Here is a 15,027-nt window from a genome sequence, read left to right on the forward strand (position 1 = left end):
TCCCGGCCGTGGGCGGACCGGTCGGGAGCGGGCCGGGACCGTGGTAGTTTCGTTGTCCGGGAGCGGTCGTTGTATGCTGCTCCGGTTGCCCGGGGCTCTCTCGGGCTTTTCATCGTAAATGCATCTGAAGTCTTTGGAGTGTCCCGTGGCTGCCAACTGCGACGTCTGCGGCAAGGGGCCGGGCTTCGGCAACAGCATCTCCCACTCGCACCGCCGTACCCCGCGTCGTTGGAACCCCAACATCCAGCGCGTGCGTGCGGTCGTCGGGAAGACGCCGAAGCGGCTCAATGTCTGCACCTCGTGCATCAAGGCCGGCAAGGTCACGCGCTGATCTATACGGCGCGGTCGTCGTAGCAGCGCAGCCTTACGGCTACTGAAAGCCGATCCACCTCTGGGTGGGTCGGCTTTTCGGCATGCGTGTCCCGCCGGGCCGGAAGGTAGTGCCCGCCGGGACGCGGGGGTCAGCGCTGCCGCCAGCCGTGGTCCACCGGCCCGATGCCGGCGCCGAGCGCGAAGCCGGCCGCGACGGCGCCGGTCACATAGTCCTTGGCCAGTCCCACCGCGGCCGGCATGTCGTGGCCGAGCGCGAGATACGAGGCCAGCGCGCTGGCCAGGGTGCAGCCGGTGCCGTGGGTGTGCCGGTTGCCGTGGCGCGGGGCGCGGTACCAGTGCTCGTGCTCGCCGTCCGACAGCAGATCGACCGCCTCCGCCGTGTCCGGCAGGTGGCCGCCTTTGATCAGCGCCCAGCGCGGCCCGTACGCCAGCACGGCCCGGGCGGCGGTGCGCAGGTCGGCCTCCCCGGTGACGACGATCCCGGTGAGCTGGGTCACCTCGTCCAGATTGGGGGTGACCACGGTGGCGGCGGGCAGCAGCCGGGACCGTACGACCTCCAGTGCCCCGGGGTCGAGCAGCGGGTCGCCGTGCTTGGAGACCGCGACCGGGTCGACCACGACCGGCACGTTCCGTACGGCGGCCGATCCGGTGAGGAGTTCGGCGACCGCGGCGGTGACCGCGGCCGAGGAGAGCATGCCGGTTTTGACGGCCTGGACCCCGATGTCGTCGACGACGGCCTGGAACTGGGCGCGGATCGCCTCCACGGGCAGTTCCCAGGCGCCGTGCACGCCCAGGGAGTTCTGGGCGGTGACGGCGGTGACGACGCTCATGCCGTGCGCGCCGAGGGCGAGCATCGTCTTGAGGTCGGCCTGGATGCCGGCGCCGCCGCCGGAGTCGGAGCCGGCCACGGTCAGCACCCGGGCGGGCGGCCGCCGGTCCGCCGCGGCCTCGGCGGCGGTCACGGCTGCTCGCCGAAGTGGTCCCAGCCGCCGGCCTTCTCCCAGGGGGCGCCGTCCACGGTGACCTGCGGGACGCGGCCGGCCGGCGCCGAGGCCCCGCCGATGATCCGCCAGCGGGCGGGCAGTTTCACGTCCCGGGGGAAGGCCGCGACGATGGCGTGGTCCTCGCCGCCGGTGAGCACCCAGTGCAGCGGGTCGACACCGACGGCCTGGCCGATGTCGGACATCTGGGCGGGTACGTCGATGTCGGCGGAGCGCAGGTCGATGTCCACGCCGCTGGCGGCGGCGATGTGGCCGAGGTCGGCGACCAGGCCGTCGCTGACGTCGGTCATCGCGGTGGCGCCGAGTTCGGACGCGGCCGGCCCGGCGTCGTAGGGCGGTTCGGGGCGGCGGTGGGCCTCGACGAAGGCGCGCGGGGAGCGGAAGCCCCGGGAGAGCACGGCGAGTCCGGCGGCCGACCAGCCGAGCCAGCCGGTGACGGCGACGAGATCGCCGGGCCGGGCTCCCGACCGGGTGACCGGTGCCCGTCCGCGCAGATCGCCCAGCGCGGTGATGGCGACGGTGATGGTGTCACCGCGTACGACGTCGCCGCCGACCACCGCGGCGCCGGCCACCTGGCATTCGTCGCGGATGCCGTCCATCAGCTCGACCGGCCAGGTGGCGGGGAGTTCGGCCGGGACGACCAGGCCGAGCAGGACTGCGGTGGGCACCGCGCCCATCGCGGCGATGTCGGCGAGGTTCTGCGCGGCGGCCTTGCGGCCCACGTCGTAGGCGGTGGACCAGTCGCGGCGGAAGTGGCGGCCTTCGAGGAGTACATCGGTGGTGGCCACCACCCGGCGGTCGGGGGCGGCGATCACGGCCGCGTCGTCGCCGGGGCCGAGTTTGACCGCGGGGGTCGACGTGAGGCGAGAGGTCAGCTCCCTGATGAGCCCGAACTCCCCCAGCTCGCCCACAGTCCCCTTCATCACTTCGTCCCCTTCTGTCGTGACTGTCTCGACTGTCCCGGCGTCAGTGTCGGCGCCCGCCGCGGCGCCGGCCGGTTCCGGCGCGTGTTTCCCGTCAATACGGGGGTCAGGTACCGCGCGGGTCTCCCCGCTGTGCGCGACGACGCGATAACGTGGCGTCCCCCTTCCCACATGATCCTCGAAGCCGCCCTGGAGGTTCCGTGGTACAGGCGTACATCCTGATCCAGACCGAGGTCGGCAAGGCCTCGGCAGTAGCGGAGGTGATCTCCAAGATCGACGGAGTCATCCAGGCCGAGGACGTCACAGGTCCCTATGACGTCATCGTCCGGGCCCGGGCCGACACGGTCGACGAACTCGGCCGCATGGTGGTCGCCAAGGTCCAGCAGGTGGACGGCATCACCCGAACTCTGACCTGTCCGGTCGTGCATTTCTAGCCCCCCACCGAGCCCCTTTTCGGGTGCCCTACATATGCTCAGCCGGTGAGTTTCCACCGCCGGGCCCTACTGATCGCCGTGTCCGCCGTCGCATGTGTGTCCGCGGCGGCGGTCTACGCGTTCACCTCCGGTACCGATGAGCAGGTCGCCGTCCCGGTGCCCGACGCCCAGGTCGCCGGTTACTGCGCCGCGCTGCACGCGCAACTGCCGAAGAAGCTCAACGGTCTGTCCCGGCATGATCTCAAGCCGGATTCCGATCTGGTCGCCGGGTGGGGTCATCCGTCGGTGGTGCTGCGCTGCGGAGTGCCGCGGCCGGCCGCCGATGCCGACGCGGACACGGACGCCACCGAGGTGAACGGCGTGACCTGGTCGTTCGAGCAGAACGCCGACGGCAGCGTCCGGTTGACCACCACGCTGCGCAAGGCGTACGTGGAATTGACGCTGCCGCCGAAGTACGCGCACGACGCGAGTCCGCTGCTGGACCTGGCGGCTCCGGTCAAACACACCATCCCCGAGGGGATCTGAGTCGCCCCTCCGGGACGGTGTGCCCGAGCGGGGCTTCAGCGCAGCCCGGTGGCGCGGTTCAGCGCGGCCTGCAGCAGCCGGTCGATGAGTTCCGGGTAGCCGACGCCGCTCTCCTGCCACATCCGCGGGTACATCGAGATCGGCGTGAAGCCGGGCATGGTGTTGATCTCGTTGATCACGAACTCGCCGCTGTCCAGCAGGAAGAAGTCGGCCCGGACCAGGCCCTCGCAGGACGCCGCCTCGAACGCGGCGACGGCGAGGCGCCGTACCTCGGCGGTCTGCCGCTCGGTGAGCGGCGCGGGCACGATGCCCTCGGCGGCGTCGATGTACTTCGCGTCGAAGTCGTAGAAGTCCGACGCGGTGGCCGGCGGGATCTCGGCGGGGACCGAGGCGCGCGGGCCGTCCTCGAACTCCAGCACACCGCACTCGATCTCGCGACCGCTCAGCAGCGCCTCGATGATGATCTTGGGGTCGTGCCGCCGGGCCTCGATGACGGCCGCGTCCAGGTCGTCGGGCCCCTCGACCTTGCTGATACCGAGCGAGGAGCCGGCCCTGGCGGGTTTGACGAACAGCGGCCAGCCGTGCGCGCCGGCGAAGTCGGCGACCTTGCGCCGTACGGATTCCTCGCTGCGCTCCCACTCGCGCGGCCGGATCACCAGATACGGGCCGACGGCCAGCCCGAAGGAGGTGAAGATCCGCTTCATGTACTCCTTGTCCATACCGACGGCCGACGCGAGGACACCCGAACCGACGTAAGGGACGCCGGACAGTTCCAGCAGACCCTGCAGGGTGCCGTCCTCGCCGTAGGGGCCGTGCAGCATCGGGAAGACCACGTCGACCTCGCCGAGCACCTTGGGGACGGCGCCGGCCTCGGTGTAGACGACTTCGCGGCTGGCCGGGTCCACCGGCAGCGCCACGGCGCCCTCGTGGTCGGCGACCTGCTCGACGGTGGGCATCCGGCGTTCGGCGATGGCCATCCGCTCGGGTTCGTCGGCGGTGAGCGCCCAGCGTCCCTCGGTGGTGATGCCGATGGGCAGGACGTCGTACTTGTCGCGGTCGATGGCGCGCAGCACGCTGGCGGCGGTCACCACGGACACTCCGTGTTCGGAGCTGCGTCCGCCGAAGACGACGGCGACCCGCGGTTTGCGGTCGAACTTCTGCACGTTGCTCATATCGCCGTGACCTTACCGTTCCGGCTTCGCGGAGCGTGACATCAACTCCTTGACGGCCACCAGCGGTGGTTTCCCGTTGTGCACGATGTCGACCACCGTCTCGGTGATCGGCATGTCGACGCCGTGCCTGCGGGCGAGATCGGCCACCGACTCGCAGGACTTGACGCCCTCGGCGGTCCGGCTGGTGACGGCGATGGTCTCCGCCAGGCTCATGCCGCGCCCGAGGTTGTGGCCGAAGGTGTTGTTGCGGGACAGCGGCGAGGAGCAGGTGGCCACCAGGTCGCCCATGCCGGCCAGTCCCGCGAAGGTGTACGGATCGGCGCCCATCGCCAGGCCCAGCCGGGTGGTCTCGGCCAGGCCGCGGGTGATCAGCGACGCCTTGGTGTTGTCGCCCAGGCCCATGCCGCCCGCGATGCCGACCGCCAGCGCGATCACGTTCTTCACCGCGCCGCCGAGTTCGCAGCCCACCACGTCGGTGTTGGTGTACGGGCGGAAGTACGCGGTGTGGCAGGCGGCCTGGATCCGGCGGGCCACCGACTCGTCCCGGCAGGCGACCACGGACGCGGCGGGCTGCCGGGCGGCGATCTCGGGGGCGAGATTGGGCCCCGACAGCACGGCGATCCGGTCCGGTCCGGCCTTGGTGACGTCCTCGATGACCTCGCTCATCCGCTTGGCGGTGCCGAGTTCGACGCCCTTCATCAGGCTGACCAGCACCGCGTCCTGGCGCAGCAGCGGCGCCCAGTCGGCGAGGTTGGCGCGCAGCGACTGCGAGGGGACCGCCAGTATGACGAATTCGGCGTCCGCGGCCGCCTCGGCCGGGTCGGCGGTGGCGGTGACCGCGGCGGGCAGTTCGAGGCCCGGGAAGTACTCCGGGTTGGTGCGGGTGCGGTTGATGGTGTCGACGAGTTCCGGACGGCGGCCCCACAGGGAGACCTGGCAGCCGGCGTCGGCCAGCACCATGGCGAAGGCGGTGCCCCACGAGCCGGTGCCGTAGACCGCGCAGCGGGGCGTCACGCGCCCTCCCGTGCCTGCCTGGCGGCCTGGCGCGGATCGTAGAGGCCGGGGGGCGCGGGCTCGCCGCGCAGTTCGGCGAGGAGTTCCTTCACAGCGCCCATGATGGTCGCGGTGATCTCGCGCAGCACCTCGGCGGTGGGCTCCTTGCCGTACCAGGCGGCCAGGTCGACCGGGGGGCCGGCCAGTACGCGGTGCGTCTTGCGCGGCAGGAAGCTGGGCTTCTTCGCGTAGGGCGGCAGGAACTCGTTGCCTCCCCACTGGGCGATCGGGATGACGGGGGCCTGGGTGAGCAGCGCGACCCGGGCGACACCGGTCTTGCCGACCATGGGCCACAGGTCGGGGTCCCGGGTGAGGGTGCCCTCGGGGTAGAAGGCGACGCACTCGCCCTTCTCGACCGCCTCGATCGCGGCGCGGTAGGCGGCCGCCGCGTCGGTGGTGGCCCGGATGACCGGGATCTGGCCGGTGCCGCGCATGATGGCGCCGACGAAGAAGGGCTTGAACAGCGAGGCCTTGGCGAGGAAGCGCGGGACGCGGCCGGTGTTGTACTGGAAATGCGCATACAGCAGCGGGTCGAGGTAGGAGTTGTGGTTCACCGCCGTGAGGAATCCGCCTTCGGCGGGAATGTTCTCCATTCCGCGCCAATCACGCTTGAACAGCACAATGAGCGGCGGCTTCGCGATGGCGGCCGCCAGGCGGTACCAGAAACCGATTCTGCGGCGGGACACCCGGACTCCTCTTCGTTCGCTGGGGAACCGCGCAGGCGTCGCGGCTACGGAGGAGGGTACGCCCCCCTCTTTGCCGCCCTCCCGCCTCCATGGGCCTTCGCTGCCCCTTCGCCGATTCTCCGCCGATTCTCCGCCGTTTCTCCGCCGCGTCCCCGGCGCTTCCCGTCCCGCCGGCCGCGCACCCCGGGCGGTCCGCCGCGCGGGGCCCCTCCCACAATGGGGAGGTGGACGACGCGGGGTACAGGTGGTCGCTGGTGGTGCCGTTGAAGCCGCTGGCACTGGCCAAGAGCAGGCTGGCGGCGGCGGTGGGCGAGGTCCGGCCCGCGCTGGCGCTGGCGTTCGCGCTGGACACGGTGACCGCGGCGCTGGCCTGCGCCGAGGTGGCGGACGTCACGGTGGTCACCGATGACACGGTGGCGGGCGCGGAACTGGCCGGGCTGGGGGCTTTCGTGGTGGCCGACGAGCCGGCCGCGGGGCTGAACGCGGCGCTGCGGCACGGCGCCGCCCGGGTCAGGGACCGCGAGCCCGCGGCGGCGGTCGCGGCGCTGAACGGCGATCTCCCGGCCTTGCGGCCGGCCGAGCTGTCCATGGTCCTGCGGGAGGCCGTACGCGCCGGGAAACGCGCGTTCCTGGCCGATGCGGCCGGCGTGGGGACAACCTTGCTCACCGCGCCGCCCCGCCTGCCGCTCTCCCCCGCCTTCGGCGGCCCCTCCCGCGCCCGCCACCTGGCCTCCGGCGCCCACGAGATCACCCTCCCCGGGGTCCCCTCCGTGCGCCGAGACGTCGACACCGCCGACGACCTGCGCGCCGCGCTGGCACTGGGCGTCGGCCGGCGCACGGCGCTTTTCACGCCCCTTTTCGCCGCCTTCTCGCCTCCGGGCGCCTGAAGCCGCTCCGGTCCGGGTCCTAGGCTGGACCGTATGCAGGCAACCGCGTTCACTTTCGACCCCGAGACCCGCGCCGGCAGCGTGCTGCTGGACGACGGGACACCGCTGGACTTCGACGCCGCCGCCTTCGACGCGGGCCGGCTGCGGCTGCTGCGGCCGGGGCAGCGGGTCCGTATCCGCACCGAGGGCGCCGACGACGACCGCCGGGTGGTCTTCGTGACCTTGCAGACCTTCCCCGACCCGGGCGCGTAGGACCCGCGGGCCGCTGCGGGGCCGCTGCTGCGAGCGGGCAGGCGGCGGAGAAACGCGCACGGGCCGGGTTCCCCCGAGGGGGGACCCGGCCCGTCGCAGTGGTGCGATCCGGTATCACCTTGCGGCGGCGGTGCGCTTCGCGGTGGTCTTGCGTGGAGACGTCCGCTTGCCCGGGGCCTTCTTCGCGGCGGTCTTTCGGGCCGGGGAGGACTTCTTGGCGGTGGTCTTCTTGGCCGAGCTCTTCTTGGCGGTGGTCTTCTTCGCGGTGGAGGTGGTCTTCTTCGCCGCGGTCTTCGAGGCGGTCGTCTTCTTGGCCGCGGCGGTCCGCGCGGTGGTGGCCTTCTTGGCGGCGGCCTTCTTCGTGGTGGTGCGGGCCGTGGTGGACGGGCCGCCGCTCAGGCTGCCCTTGGGGGCCTTCTTGACGGAGACCTCGCCGCCGCGCGGAAGCTTCTTCGTACCGCTGACCAGGTCCTTGAAGCCCTGTCCGGCGCGGAACCGCGGCACGGAGGTCTTCTTCACCCGCACCCGCTCCCCGGTCTGGGGGTTACGGGCGTAGCGGGCCGGACGCTCGACCTTCTCGAATGATCCGAAACCGGTGACCGAGACCCGCTCACCGGCCACCACCGCGCGGACCAACGCGTCGAGAACCGCGTCAACCGCGTCCGCGGCGGCCTGTCGGCCGCCTACCTTGTCGGCAATCGCTTCTACGAGCTGCGCCTTGTTCACGTCTTCCCCTATCGGAAACTTGCCCGGCGAATGAGTACGGGCTGATTTCGCACGCTAGGCGGATATATACCGCAAATCAAATACGAAACGGGCGAATCACCCTTGTGCCGCAACGAACTCGGTGCTTCCGGCGATCAGTGATCGGGGATTCCGAGGTCGTCCAACTCAGCCGTTAACACGTCCAGACGCCGTACCGCGTCGCCGAGATCGTGCTTCGCCACGGCGGTCACCGCCAGCAGCCGCCGGCTCAACTCCCGCCGTGTCCCACCAGGGACTTCGGGACTCGCGACGCGTGTGTGCGCCTGCTTCAAACGCGCGGCCAGCACCCCGTAGAGCTCGAGTTGGCTGTCGCGTTCCATGCGTCGATTGTGCCATCTGCGGCGAGTTGTCGGGAGCGACAGGGCCAACCGGGTGTTCCCGGGCGGTTTCACCGGGCCCATGGCGGCTGTCGAACCCGCGGCCCGGACACGCGGAAGCGCCCCTCGCGGACGGGCGAGGGGCGCTTCGCGGTGCGGCCGGCCGAACCGGCCGGCGGCTGCGGACCGGGCACGGACGGTGACATGAATCGGGCCGCGAATCGGGGCACAGCCCGGATTCGGGCTCGGTCCGGCCCGGATCGGACCGGATTCGGACCGGATCAAGGCCGGATTCGGGCAGGACTCAGGCGGGAACGACCGTGCTGGGCTTGAAAGAGGGCCGGCCGGCCTCGTAGGTGACGATGTCGGCCTCGTTGGCCAGCGTCAGGCTGATGTCGTCGAGCCCTTCGAGCAGCCGCCAGCGGGCGTTGCCGTCGAGTTCGAAGGAGGCGGTGACGCCCTCGGCGCGCACCTCGCGGGCCACCAGGTCCACGGTGATCTCGGCGTTCGGATCGGCCTCGGTCAGCTGCCACAGCCGCTCGATGGTCTCCTGCGGGAGCACCACGGTGAGCAGGCCGTTCTTCAGCGAGTTGCCGCGGAAGATGTCGGCGAACCGGGGGGAGAGCACGGTCTTGAAGCCGTAGTTCTGCAGCGCCCAGACGGCGTGCTCACGGGAGGAACCGGTGCCGAAGTCGGAGCCGGCCACCAGCACGGTGGCGCCCCGCCGCTCGGGCGCGTTGAGGACGAAGCCCTCGTCCTTGCGCCAGGCCTCGAACAGGCCGTCCTCGAATCCGTTGCGGGTGACCTTCTTCAGCCAGTGCGCGGGGATGATCTGGTCGGTGTCGACGTTGCTGCGGCGCAGCGGTACGGCCCGGCCGGTGTGGGTGGTGAAGGCTTCCATGGTGCTCAGACCTCCGCGAGGGCAGGGGCGTCGGACAGGTCGGCGGGCGAGGCGAGGTGGCCGAGCACCGCGGTGGCGGCGGCCACCTGCGGGGAGACCAGGTGCGTACGGCCGCCCTTGCCCTGCCGTCCTTCGAAGTTGCGGTTGGAGGTGGACGCGGAGCGCTCGCCGGGGGCCAGTTGGTCGGGGTTCATACCCAGGCACATCGAGCAACCCGCGTGCCGCCATTCGGCGCCGGCCGCGGTGAACACCTTGTCCAGGCCCTCTTCCACGGCCTGCAGCGCGACCCGTACCGAGCCGGGGACGACCAGCATCCGGACGCCGTCGGCGACCTGGCGGCCCTCGACCACGGAAGCGGCGGCCCGCAGGTCCTCGATCCGGCCGTTGGTGCAGGAGCCGACGAAGACGGTGTCGACCCTGACCTCGCGCAGCGGCTGGCCGGCGGACAGGCCCATGTACTCCAGCGCCTTCTCGGCGGCGAAGCGGTCGCCGGGGTCGGCGAAGGACGCCGGGTCCGGCACCGCCGCGCTCAGCGGCGCGCCCTGGCCGGGGTTGGTGCCCCAGGTGACGAAGGGGGCGAGGGTGCTGGCGTCGATCCGCACCTCGTGGTCGAAGACGGCGTCGTCGTCGGTCCGCAGCGTCTTCCAGTAGGCGACCGCCGCGTCCCAGTCCGCGCCGGAGGGCGCGTGCGCGCGGCCTTCCAGGTAGTCGAAGGTGATCTGGTCCGGCGCGATCATGCCGGCCCGGGCGCCCGCCTCGATCGACATGTTGCAGACGGTCATCCGGGCTTCCATCGACAGCTTCTCGATGGCCGAGCCGCGGTATTCGATGACGTAGCCCTGGCCGCCGCCGGTGCCGATCTGGGTGATGACCGACAGGATCAGGTCCTTGGCGGTGACGCCGTCGGGCAGTTCGCCGTCGACGGTGACCGCCATCGTCCTGAACGGGTCGAGCGGCAGCGTCTGGGTGGCCAGCACATGCTCGACCTGCGAGGTGCCGATGCCGAACGCCAGCGCGCCGAAAGCGCCGTGGGTGGAGGTGTGCGAGTCGCCGCAGACCACCGTGGTGCCCGGCTGGGTCAGACCGAGCTGCGGGCCGACCACGTGCACGACGCCCTGCTCGATGTCGCCCAGCGGGTGCAGCCGGACGCCGAACTCGGCGCAGTTCTTGCGCAGCGTCTCCAGTTGGGTGCGCGAGACCGGGTCGGCGATCGGCTTGTCGATGTCGAGGGTCGGGGTGTTGTGATCCTCGGTGGCGATGGTGAGGTCGGTACGGCGCACCGGCCGGCCGTTCATCCGCAGCCCGTCGAACGCCTGGGGGCTGGTCACCTCGTGCAGCAGGTGGAGATCGATGAAAAGCAGATCGGGTTCGCCTTCGGCGCGGCGGACGACATGGTCGTCCCAGACTTTCTCCGCGAGTGTCCTGCCCATCGCTGTCCCTCCGGCTCCGGCCGCTTCGCCGAGCCCGCTCGGTGTGTGTTACGCGTGTGTACGGTGCTGTCTCCCCAGACTGCCGCCTCATGGGGAAAATTGAGCTTGCGTTTCATAGTGTGAGACGCGAGTATCGTTGCATGGACAATTCTAGCGGCGTCGGCGTTCTCGACAAGGCGGCTCTGGTGCTCAGCGCGCTGGAATCCGGTCCGGCCACCTTGGCCGGACTCGTCGGCGCCACCGGCCTGGCCCGCCCCACCGCGCACCGGCTGGCGGTCGCCCTCGAACACCACCGGATGGTGGCCCGCGACATGCAGGGCCGCTTCATCCTGGGGCCGCGGCTGTCGGAGCTGGCGGCGGCGGCCGGCGAGGACCGGCTGCTGGCGACGGCGGGGCCGGTCCTGACCCATCTGCGGGACGTCACCGGGGAGAGCGCGCAGCTCTACCGGCGCCAGGGCGACATGCGGATCTGCGTGGCGGCGGCCGAGCGGCTGTCCGGACTGCGGGACACCGTGCCGGTCGGCTCCACCCTGCCGATGAAGGCCGGTTCCGCGGCCCAGGTGCTGATGGCCTGGGAGGAGCCGGAGCGGCTGCACCGCGGTTTGCAGGGCGCCCGCTTCACCGCGACCGCGCTGTCCGGGGTGCGGCGGCGCGGCTGGTCGCAGTCGATCGGCGAGCGGGAGCCGGGGGTGGCCTCGGTGTCCGCCCCGGTCCGCGGCCCTTCCAACCGGGTGGTCGCCGCGGTCTCGGTGTCCGGCCCGATCGAGCGGCTGACCCGGCACCCGGGCCGGATGCACGCGCAGGCCGTGGTGGACGCGGCCGGCCGGCTCTCGGAGGCGCTGCGCCGCACCGGCTGAGCGACCCGGCCGGCCGCGCGGGGCGCCCGGATACGCCGGAAGCCCGTCGCGAAGGCGACGGGCTTCTGCTGGAATGCGTACCCCCGACCGGATTCGAACCGGCGCTACCGCCTTGAGAGGGCGGCGTGCTAGGCCACTACACAACGGGGGCCCTGGCGATCCTCGCGTCATCCCGGCCGGGTGCGACCCGACGGGGCTGGAATGAAAGGATCTGTACCCCCGACCGGATTCGAACCGGCGCTACCGCCTTGAGAGGGCGGCGTGCTAGGCCACTACACAACGGGGGCTCGCACTGCATGCGCGCTGGGGTACCAGGACTCGAACCTAGAACAACTGAACCAGAATCAGCCGTGTTGCCAATTACACCATACCCCACCAAAACGCAACCCCACGGGGCCTTGTTCGGCTTGCGTTCACCGGCTGGGCTTCTCAGCCCTCTCCGGCGGCGCAGGAAGAACATTACCCGATGTGGGACAGCGCTCCAAAACGAGTATCAGCGCGCGGCGCCCTGGACCGGTCCTGGCCCCGCAGGCGGGTCGGGCCCGCGGACCTCAGTGGTCCGCGGGCCCAACGTGCTTACGGCGCGGAGGTGTTCTCCGGCACCGGTGGTCAGCCGCCCAGTTCGGCCAGCGCCGCGTCGATCCGGGCCAGGGTGCGGTCACGGCCGAGGATCTGCAGGGACTCGAAGAGGGGCAGGCCGACCGTGCGGCCGGTGACGGCGACACGGACCGGGGCCTGCGCCTTGCCGAGCTTGAGGCCGTGCGTCTCGCCGGCCGCCAGCACCGCCCCCTTGAGGGACTCCGCGGACGACCAGTCCGCCGCGGCCAGATTGTCGCGGGCGGTGCGGAGCAGCCCCGCCGCGCCGTCCTTCATCGCCTTGGCCCACGAGGCCTCGTCCTCGACCGGACGGTCCAGGAAGAGGAAGTCGACGTTGGCGGTGATGTCGGACAGCACCGTGACACGGGTCTGCGCGAAGGGCGCGATGGCCTGCCATGCCGCCTCGTCGAAGGACTCGGGCGGCCAGGGCGCGTAGGGGGCCCGCAGCCAGGGGCGGCAGGCCTCGGCGAAGTCCTTGGGCTCCAGGCGGCGGATGTGGTCGGCGTTGATCGCCTCGGCCTTCTTGAGGTCGAAGCGGGCCGGGTTGGCGTTGACGTCCGCGATGTCGAAGCGGGCGATCATCTCGGCCGTGGAGAAGACGTCCTGGTCTGCCGAGTAGGACCAGCCCAGCAGGGAGAGGTAGTTGAGCAGTCCCTCGGGGAGGAAGCCGCGCTCGCGGTAGAGGTTGAGGGACGCCTCCGGGTCGCGCTTGGACAGCTTCTTGTTGCCCTCGCCCATGACATAGGGCAGATGGCCGAACTCCGGCACGCGGGTGGCGACGCCCAGCTCGATCAGCGCCCGGTAGAGCCCGATCTGGCGCGGGGTGGAGGACAGCAGGTCCTCGCCGCGCAGCACATGGGTGATGTCCATCAGCGCGTCGTCCACCGGGTTGACCAGGGTGTAGAGCGGCGCGCCGTTGGCCCGGACGATGCCGAAGTCCGGCACGTTCTCCGGGGCGAAGGTCAGCTCGCCGCGGACCAGGTCGGTGAAGGTGATCGTCTCGTCCGGCATCCGGAAGCGGACGATCGCCGGGCGCCCCTCGGCCAGGTAGGCGGCCACCTGCTCCTCGCTGAGGTGGCGGCAGTGGCCGTCGTAGCCGGAGGGCTTGCCGGCCGCCCGGGCCTGCGCGCGGCGGGTCTCCAGCTCCTCGGGGGTGCAGTAGCAGTCGTACGCGTGCCCGGTCTCCTTGAGCCGCCGGGCCACGTCGGCGTAGATCTCCATCCGCTGCGACTGGCGGTAGGGCGCGTACGGGCCGCCGACCTCGGGGCCCTCGTCCCAGTCCAGGCCGAGCCAGCGCATCGAGTCGAGCAGCTGCTGGTAGGACTCCTCGGAGTCGCGGGCCGCGTCGGTGTCCTCGATGCGGAAGACCAGGGTGCCCTGGTGGTGCCGGGCGAAGGCCCAGTTGAACAGGGCGGTGCGGACCAGACCCACGTGCGGGTTGCCGGTCGGCGAGGGGCAGAAGCGGACGCGGACGGCCGCGTCGCCGGGAGTGGAGGGGGCGCTAGCCACGCGAGATCACCTTGTTGGTGAGAGTGCCGATGCCTTCGATGGTGACGGCGACCTCGTCGCCGGGGTGGAGCGGGCCGACCCCGGCCGGGGTGCCGGTGAGCAGCACATCGCCGGGGAGCAGGGTCATGGCCTCGGTGATGTTGACGATCAGGTCCTCGATCGAGTTGATCATCTGGGCGGTGCGGCCGGCCTGCCGGAGTTCGCCGTTGACGGTCGCGGTGACGGCCAGGTCGGAGGGGTCGAGGTCGGTCTCGATCCAGGGGCCGAGCGGGCACGAGGAGTCGAAGCCCTTGGCGCGGGCCCACTGCTTCTCGGTCTGCTGGGTGTCGCGGGCGGTGACATCGTTGGCGCAGGTGTAGCCGAGGATGACGTCCTTGACGCGTTCCCTGGGGACCTCGCGGCACAGCCTTTTGATGACCACGGCCAGTTCGGCCTCGTGGTGGACCTCACGGGAGAACGACGGGTAGACGATCGAGTCGCCGGGGCCGATCACCGAGGTCGAGGGCTTGAAGAAGGCCCACGGCGCGGTCGGCACCTCGTTGCCCAACTCGGCGGCGTGGGCGGCGTAGTTGCGGCCGATCGCGACGATCTTGTTGGGCAGGACCGGCGACAGCAGCCGCACCTTGTCGAGCGGCACCTTCGTACCCGACAGCTCGAAGTCCGCGAAGGGGACGCCCTTGATGATGTCGATGACGAGACCGTCGAGGCCGGGGCCTGTCGAGTCGCCTTCGACCGCGCCGAAGGCGACATTGCCGTCGATGGAGAACCTGGCGATGCGCATGGACTCAGCCTAGTGGTCGGCAGCGGGCCGGACAGCCACCGGACGCGCGCACATAAGGCCAGGTCAGCGGGGTGTCAGGGGGTGACAGGCGCCTTGGGCAGCTCGGTGAGTACCGTACGGCGGGGGTTGGCGGTGCGCTGCGGCAGCGGCCGGCTCCCGGTCGGGGCTTCCCGGCCGTCCCCGGCGCGGTCCTCGGCGGTCCCGGCGCTCTCGTCCACTCCCGCCGGCCCGCTCGCCCCGGTCGCCGCGGTCGCCTCGCTGAGGTGGGCGAGCGTGGTGCGCCGCGGGTTGGCGATCGGACGGAACATCATGGTGGTCTTCATCAGCCGTCAGGGCCTTCGGGTTTCGGGGCGCCCGCGAGGGGCGCGGCGGTGGACAGTCTGTCGCTTTCTGTAAAGCACCAAGCTAGTGCGGCCCCTTCCCCGATGGCTGGCGCGCCAACATTCGTCGCGTTGTGATTTTGCTCACGAACTGAGTCGCAGATCGCCCGTAGCGGACAATCTCTCACTACCCGCAAAACGGATGTTCAACCCATAACGTGACGCTTCACACCTGAGCACCCCGGGCGAGTCGACCGGTGGCCCCTGCACGCAGCGGACCGCAC

18 protein-coding genes and 3 tRNA genes are annotated in these 15,027 nt (G+C 71.2%); 6 read left to right on the forward strand and 15 right to left on the reverse strand.

Features of this window, described 5'->3' with window-relative positions:
- The first annotated feature begins 145 nt into the window (after nt 1-145).
- Nucleotides 146-331 (forward strand): 50S ribosomal protein L28, encoded by a 186-nt coding sequence (gene rpmB / locus ACFO3J_RS04125; RefSeq protein ID WP_093737864.1) that lies wholly within the window; start codon nt 146-148, stop codon nt 329-331.
- Nucleotides 332-461: 130 nt separating this feature from the next.
- Here the strand turns inward: rpmB and thiD are convergent, their stop codons facing one another.
- Nucleotides 462-1,295: a bifunctional hydroxymethylpyrimidine kinase/phosphomethylpyrimidine kinase gene (gene thiD, locus ACFO3J_RS04130; protein WP_386426211.1), complete on the reverse strand. Its 834-nt coding sequence runs from the start codon at nt 1,293-1,295 to the stop codon at nt 462-464.
- On the reverse strand, nt 1,292-2,257 hold the full coding sequence (locus ACFO3J_RS04135; protein ID WP_386426213.1) for a thiamine-phosphate kinase: 966 nt from the start codon (nt 2,255-2,257) through the stop codon (nt 1,292-1,294). Before ACFO3J_RS04135 ends, thiD begins: the two co-directional genes overlap by 4 nt.
- Nucleotides 2,258-2,457: 200 nt before the next feature.
- Here ACFO3J_RS04135 and ACFO3J_RS04140 point away from each other — a divergent pair, with 200 nt between their 5' ends.
- Both ACFO3J_RS04140 and ACFO3J_RS04145 read left to right on the forward strand, forming a co-directional pair.
- Complete coding sequence (locus tag ACFO3J_RS04140; protein WP_093737866.1) at nt 2,458-2,691, forward strand: Lrp/AsnC family transcriptional regulator; 234 nt, start codon at nt 2,458-2,460, stop codon at nt 2,689-2,691.
- Nucleotides 2,692-2,736: 45 nt separating this feature from the next.
- Entirely contained in the window at nt 2,737-3,216 is a 480-nt protein-coding gene (locus tag ACFO3J_RS04145) for a DUF3515 domain-containing protein (protein ID WP_386426215.1), read from the forward strand.
- A 35-nt stretch (nt 3,217-3,251) separates the two neighbouring features.
- Here the strand turns inward: ACFO3J_RS04145 and ACFO3J_RS04150 are convergent, their stop codons facing one another.
- Genes ACFO3J_RS04150 through ACFO3J_RS04160 form a run of 3 tightly spaced genes read right to left on the reverse strand, consistent with a single transcriptional unit; the run spans nt 3,252 to nt 6,127 of the window.
- Nucleotides 3,252-4,388: a D-alanine--D-alanine ligase family protein gene (locus tag ACFO3J_RS04150; protein ID WP_386426216.1), complete on the reverse strand. Its 1,137-nt coding sequence runs from the start codon at nt 4,386-4,388 to the stop codon at nt 3,252-3,254.
- A 12-nt stretch (nt 4,389-4,400) separates the two neighbouring features.
- Nucleotides 4,401-5,402 (reverse strand): NAD(P)H-dependent glycerol-3-phosphate dehydrogenase, encoded by a 1,002-nt coding sequence (locus ACFO3J_RS04155; protein ID WP_386426218.1) that lies wholly within the window; start codon nt 5,400-5,402, stop codon nt 4,401-4,403.
- On the reverse strand, nt 5,399-6,127 hold the full coding sequence (locus ACFO3J_RS04160; protein WP_386426219.1) for a lysophospholipid acyltransferase family protein: 729 nt from the start codon (nt 6,125-6,127) through the stop codon (nt 5,399-5,401). The genes ACFO3J_RS04155 and ACFO3J_RS04160 overlap by 4 nt, the downstream gene beginning before the upstream one ends.
- Before the next feature lie 224 nt (nt 6,128-6,351).
- On the opposite strand from ACFO3J_RS04160, the gene cofC reads away from it, so the two are divergent.
- Together cofC and ACFO3J_RS04170 are read left to right on the forward strand one after the other, a co-directional pair.
- Nucleotides 6,352-7,014: a 2-phospho-L-lactate guanylyltransferase gene (cofC, locus tag ACFO3J_RS04165; protein WP_386426220.1), complete on the forward strand. Its 663-nt coding sequence runs from the start codon at nt 6,352-6,354 to the stop codon at nt 7,012-7,014.
- A gap of 33 nt (nt 7,015-7,047) precedes the next feature.
- A complete protein-coding gene (locus tag ACFO3J_RS04170) occupies nt 7,048-7,266 on the forward strand; it encodes a hypothetical protein (protein WP_386426221.1) in 219 nt (72 codons plus the stop codon).
- A gap of 114 nt (nt 7,267-7,380) precedes the next feature.
- Here ACFO3J_RS04170 and ACFO3J_RS04175 read toward each other — a convergent pair whose 3' ends face one another.
- From ACFO3J_RS04175 to leuC, 4 genes are all read right to left on the reverse strand, one after another.
- A complete protein-coding gene (locus ACFO3J_RS04175) occupies nt 7,381-7,992 on the reverse strand; it encodes an HU family DNA-binding protein (protein ID WP_386426222.1) in 612 nt (203 codons plus the stop codon).
- 134 nt (nt 7,993-8,126) lie between these two features.
- Nucleotides 8,127-8,351: an SCO5555 family protein gene (locus ACFO3J_RS04180; protein WP_386426223.1), complete on the reverse strand. Its 225-nt coding sequence runs from the start codon at nt 8,349-8,351 to the stop codon at nt 8,127-8,129.
- Between the two features lie 301 nt (nt 8,352-8,652).
- On the reverse strand, nt 8,653-9,249 hold the full coding sequence (leuD, locus tag ACFO3J_RS04185; RefSeq protein WP_386426225.1) for a 3-isopropylmalate dehydratase small subunit: 597 nt from the start codon (nt 9,247-9,249) through the stop codon (nt 8,653-8,655).
- Nucleotides 9,250-9,254: 5 nt separating this feature from the next.
- The gene (gene leuC, locus ACFO3J_RS04190; RefSeq protein WP_386426227.1) at nt 9,255-10,679 is read right to left on the reverse strand and encodes a 3-isopropylmalate dehydratase large subunit; all 1,425 of its coding nucleotides are present in this window, start codon (nt 10,677-10,679) and stop codon (nt 9,255-9,257) included.
- A gap of 140 nt (nt 10,680-10,819) precedes the next feature.
- Between leuC and ndgR the strand changes: the two genes are divergently transcribed.
- Nucleotides 10,820-11,536 (forward strand): IclR family transcriptional regulator NdgR, encoded by a 717-nt coding sequence (ndgR, locus tag ACFO3J_RS04195; RefSeq protein WP_093737876.1) that lies wholly within the window; start codon nt 10,820-10,822, stop codon nt 11,534-11,536.
- Between the two features lie 78 nt (nt 11,537-11,614).
- Here ndgR and ACFO3J_RS04200 read toward each other — a convergent pair.
- The 6 genes from ACFO3J_RS04200 to ACFO3J_RS04225 all read right to left on the reverse strand — a co-directional run bounded on the left by ACFO3J_RS04200 (nt 11,615) and on the right by ACFO3J_RS04225 (nt 14,746).
- A tRNA-Glu gene (locus tag ACFO3J_RS04200) sits at nt 11,615-11,687 on the reverse strand.
- Nucleotides 11,688-11,750: 63 nt separating this feature from the next.
- Nucleotides 11,751-11,823: transfer RNA gene (locus ACFO3J_RS04205), tRNA-Glu, on the reverse strand.
- Between the two features lie 16 nt (nt 11,824-11,839).
- Nucleotides 11,840-11,911 (reverse strand) — tRNA-Gln (locus ACFO3J_RS04210).
- A gap of 234 nt (nt 11,912-12,145) precedes the next feature.
- On the reverse strand, nt 12,146-13,642 hold the full coding sequence (gene gltX, locus ACFO3J_RS04215; protein WP_386426228.1) for a glutamate--tRNA ligase: 1,497 nt from the start codon (nt 13,640-13,642) through the stop codon (nt 12,146-12,148).
- Nucleotides 13,635-14,423, reverse strand: coding sequence for a fumarylacetoacetate hydrolase family protein (locus tag ACFO3J_RS04220; RefSeq protein ID WP_386426230.1), 789 nt, complete (start codon nt 14,421-14,423; stop codon nt 13,635-13,637). Before ACFO3J_RS04220 ends, gltX begins: the two co-directional genes overlap by 8 nt.
- A 74-nt stretch (nt 14,424-14,497) precedes the next feature.
- On the reverse strand, nt 14,498-14,746 hold the full coding sequence (locus ACFO3J_RS04225) for a hypothetical protein (protein WP_386426232.1): 249 nt from the start codon (nt 14,744-14,746) through the stop codon (nt 14,498-14,500).
- Nucleotides 14,747-15,027: the final 281 nt, after the last annotated feature.

This window comes from Streptomyces polygonati (assembly GCF_042650325.1).
In the GTDB taxonomy this organism is placed as follows: Bacteria; Actinomycetota; Actinomycetes; order Streptomycetales; family Streptomycetaceae; genus Actinacidiphila; species Actinacidiphila polygonati.

Coding starts and splice junctions, on each gene's coding strand:
- ACFO3J_RS04135 (WP_386426213.1), bottom strand. CDS start 2,257: ATGAAGGGGACTGTGGGCGAGCTGGGGGAGTTCGGGCTCATCAGGGAG.
- ACFO3J_RS04150 (WP_386426216.1), bottom strand. CDS start 4,388: ATGAGCAACGTGCAGAAGTTCGACCGCAAACCGCGGGTCGCCGTCGTC.
- ACFO3J_RS04170 (WP_386426221.1), top strand. CDS start 7,048: ATGCAGGCAACCGCGTTCACTTTCGACCCCGAGACCCGCGCCGGCAGC.
- ACFO3J_RS04180 (WP_386426223.1), bottom strand. CDS start 8,351: ATGGAACGCGACAGCCAACTCGAGCTCTACGGGGTGCTGGCCGCGCGT.
- leuD (WP_386426225.1), bottom strand. CDS start 9,249: ATGGAAGCCTTCACCACCCACACCGGCCGGGCCGTACCGCTGCGCCGC.
- leuC (WP_386426227.1), bottom strand. CDS start 10,679: ATGGGCAGGACACTCGCGGAGAAAGTCTGGGACGACCATGTCGTCCGC.
- ndgR (WP_093737876.1), top strand. CDS start 10,820: ATGGACAATTCTAGCGGCGTCGGCGTTCTCGACAAGGCGGCTCTGGTG.
- ACFO3J_RS04220 (WP_386426230.1), bottom strand. CDS start 14,423: ATGCGCATCGCCAGGTTCTCCATCGACGGCAATGTCGCCTTCGGCGCG.
- ACFO3J_RS04225 (WP_386426232.1), bottom strand. CDS start 14,746: ATGAAGACCACCATGATGTTCCGTCCGATCGCCAACCCGCGGCGCACC.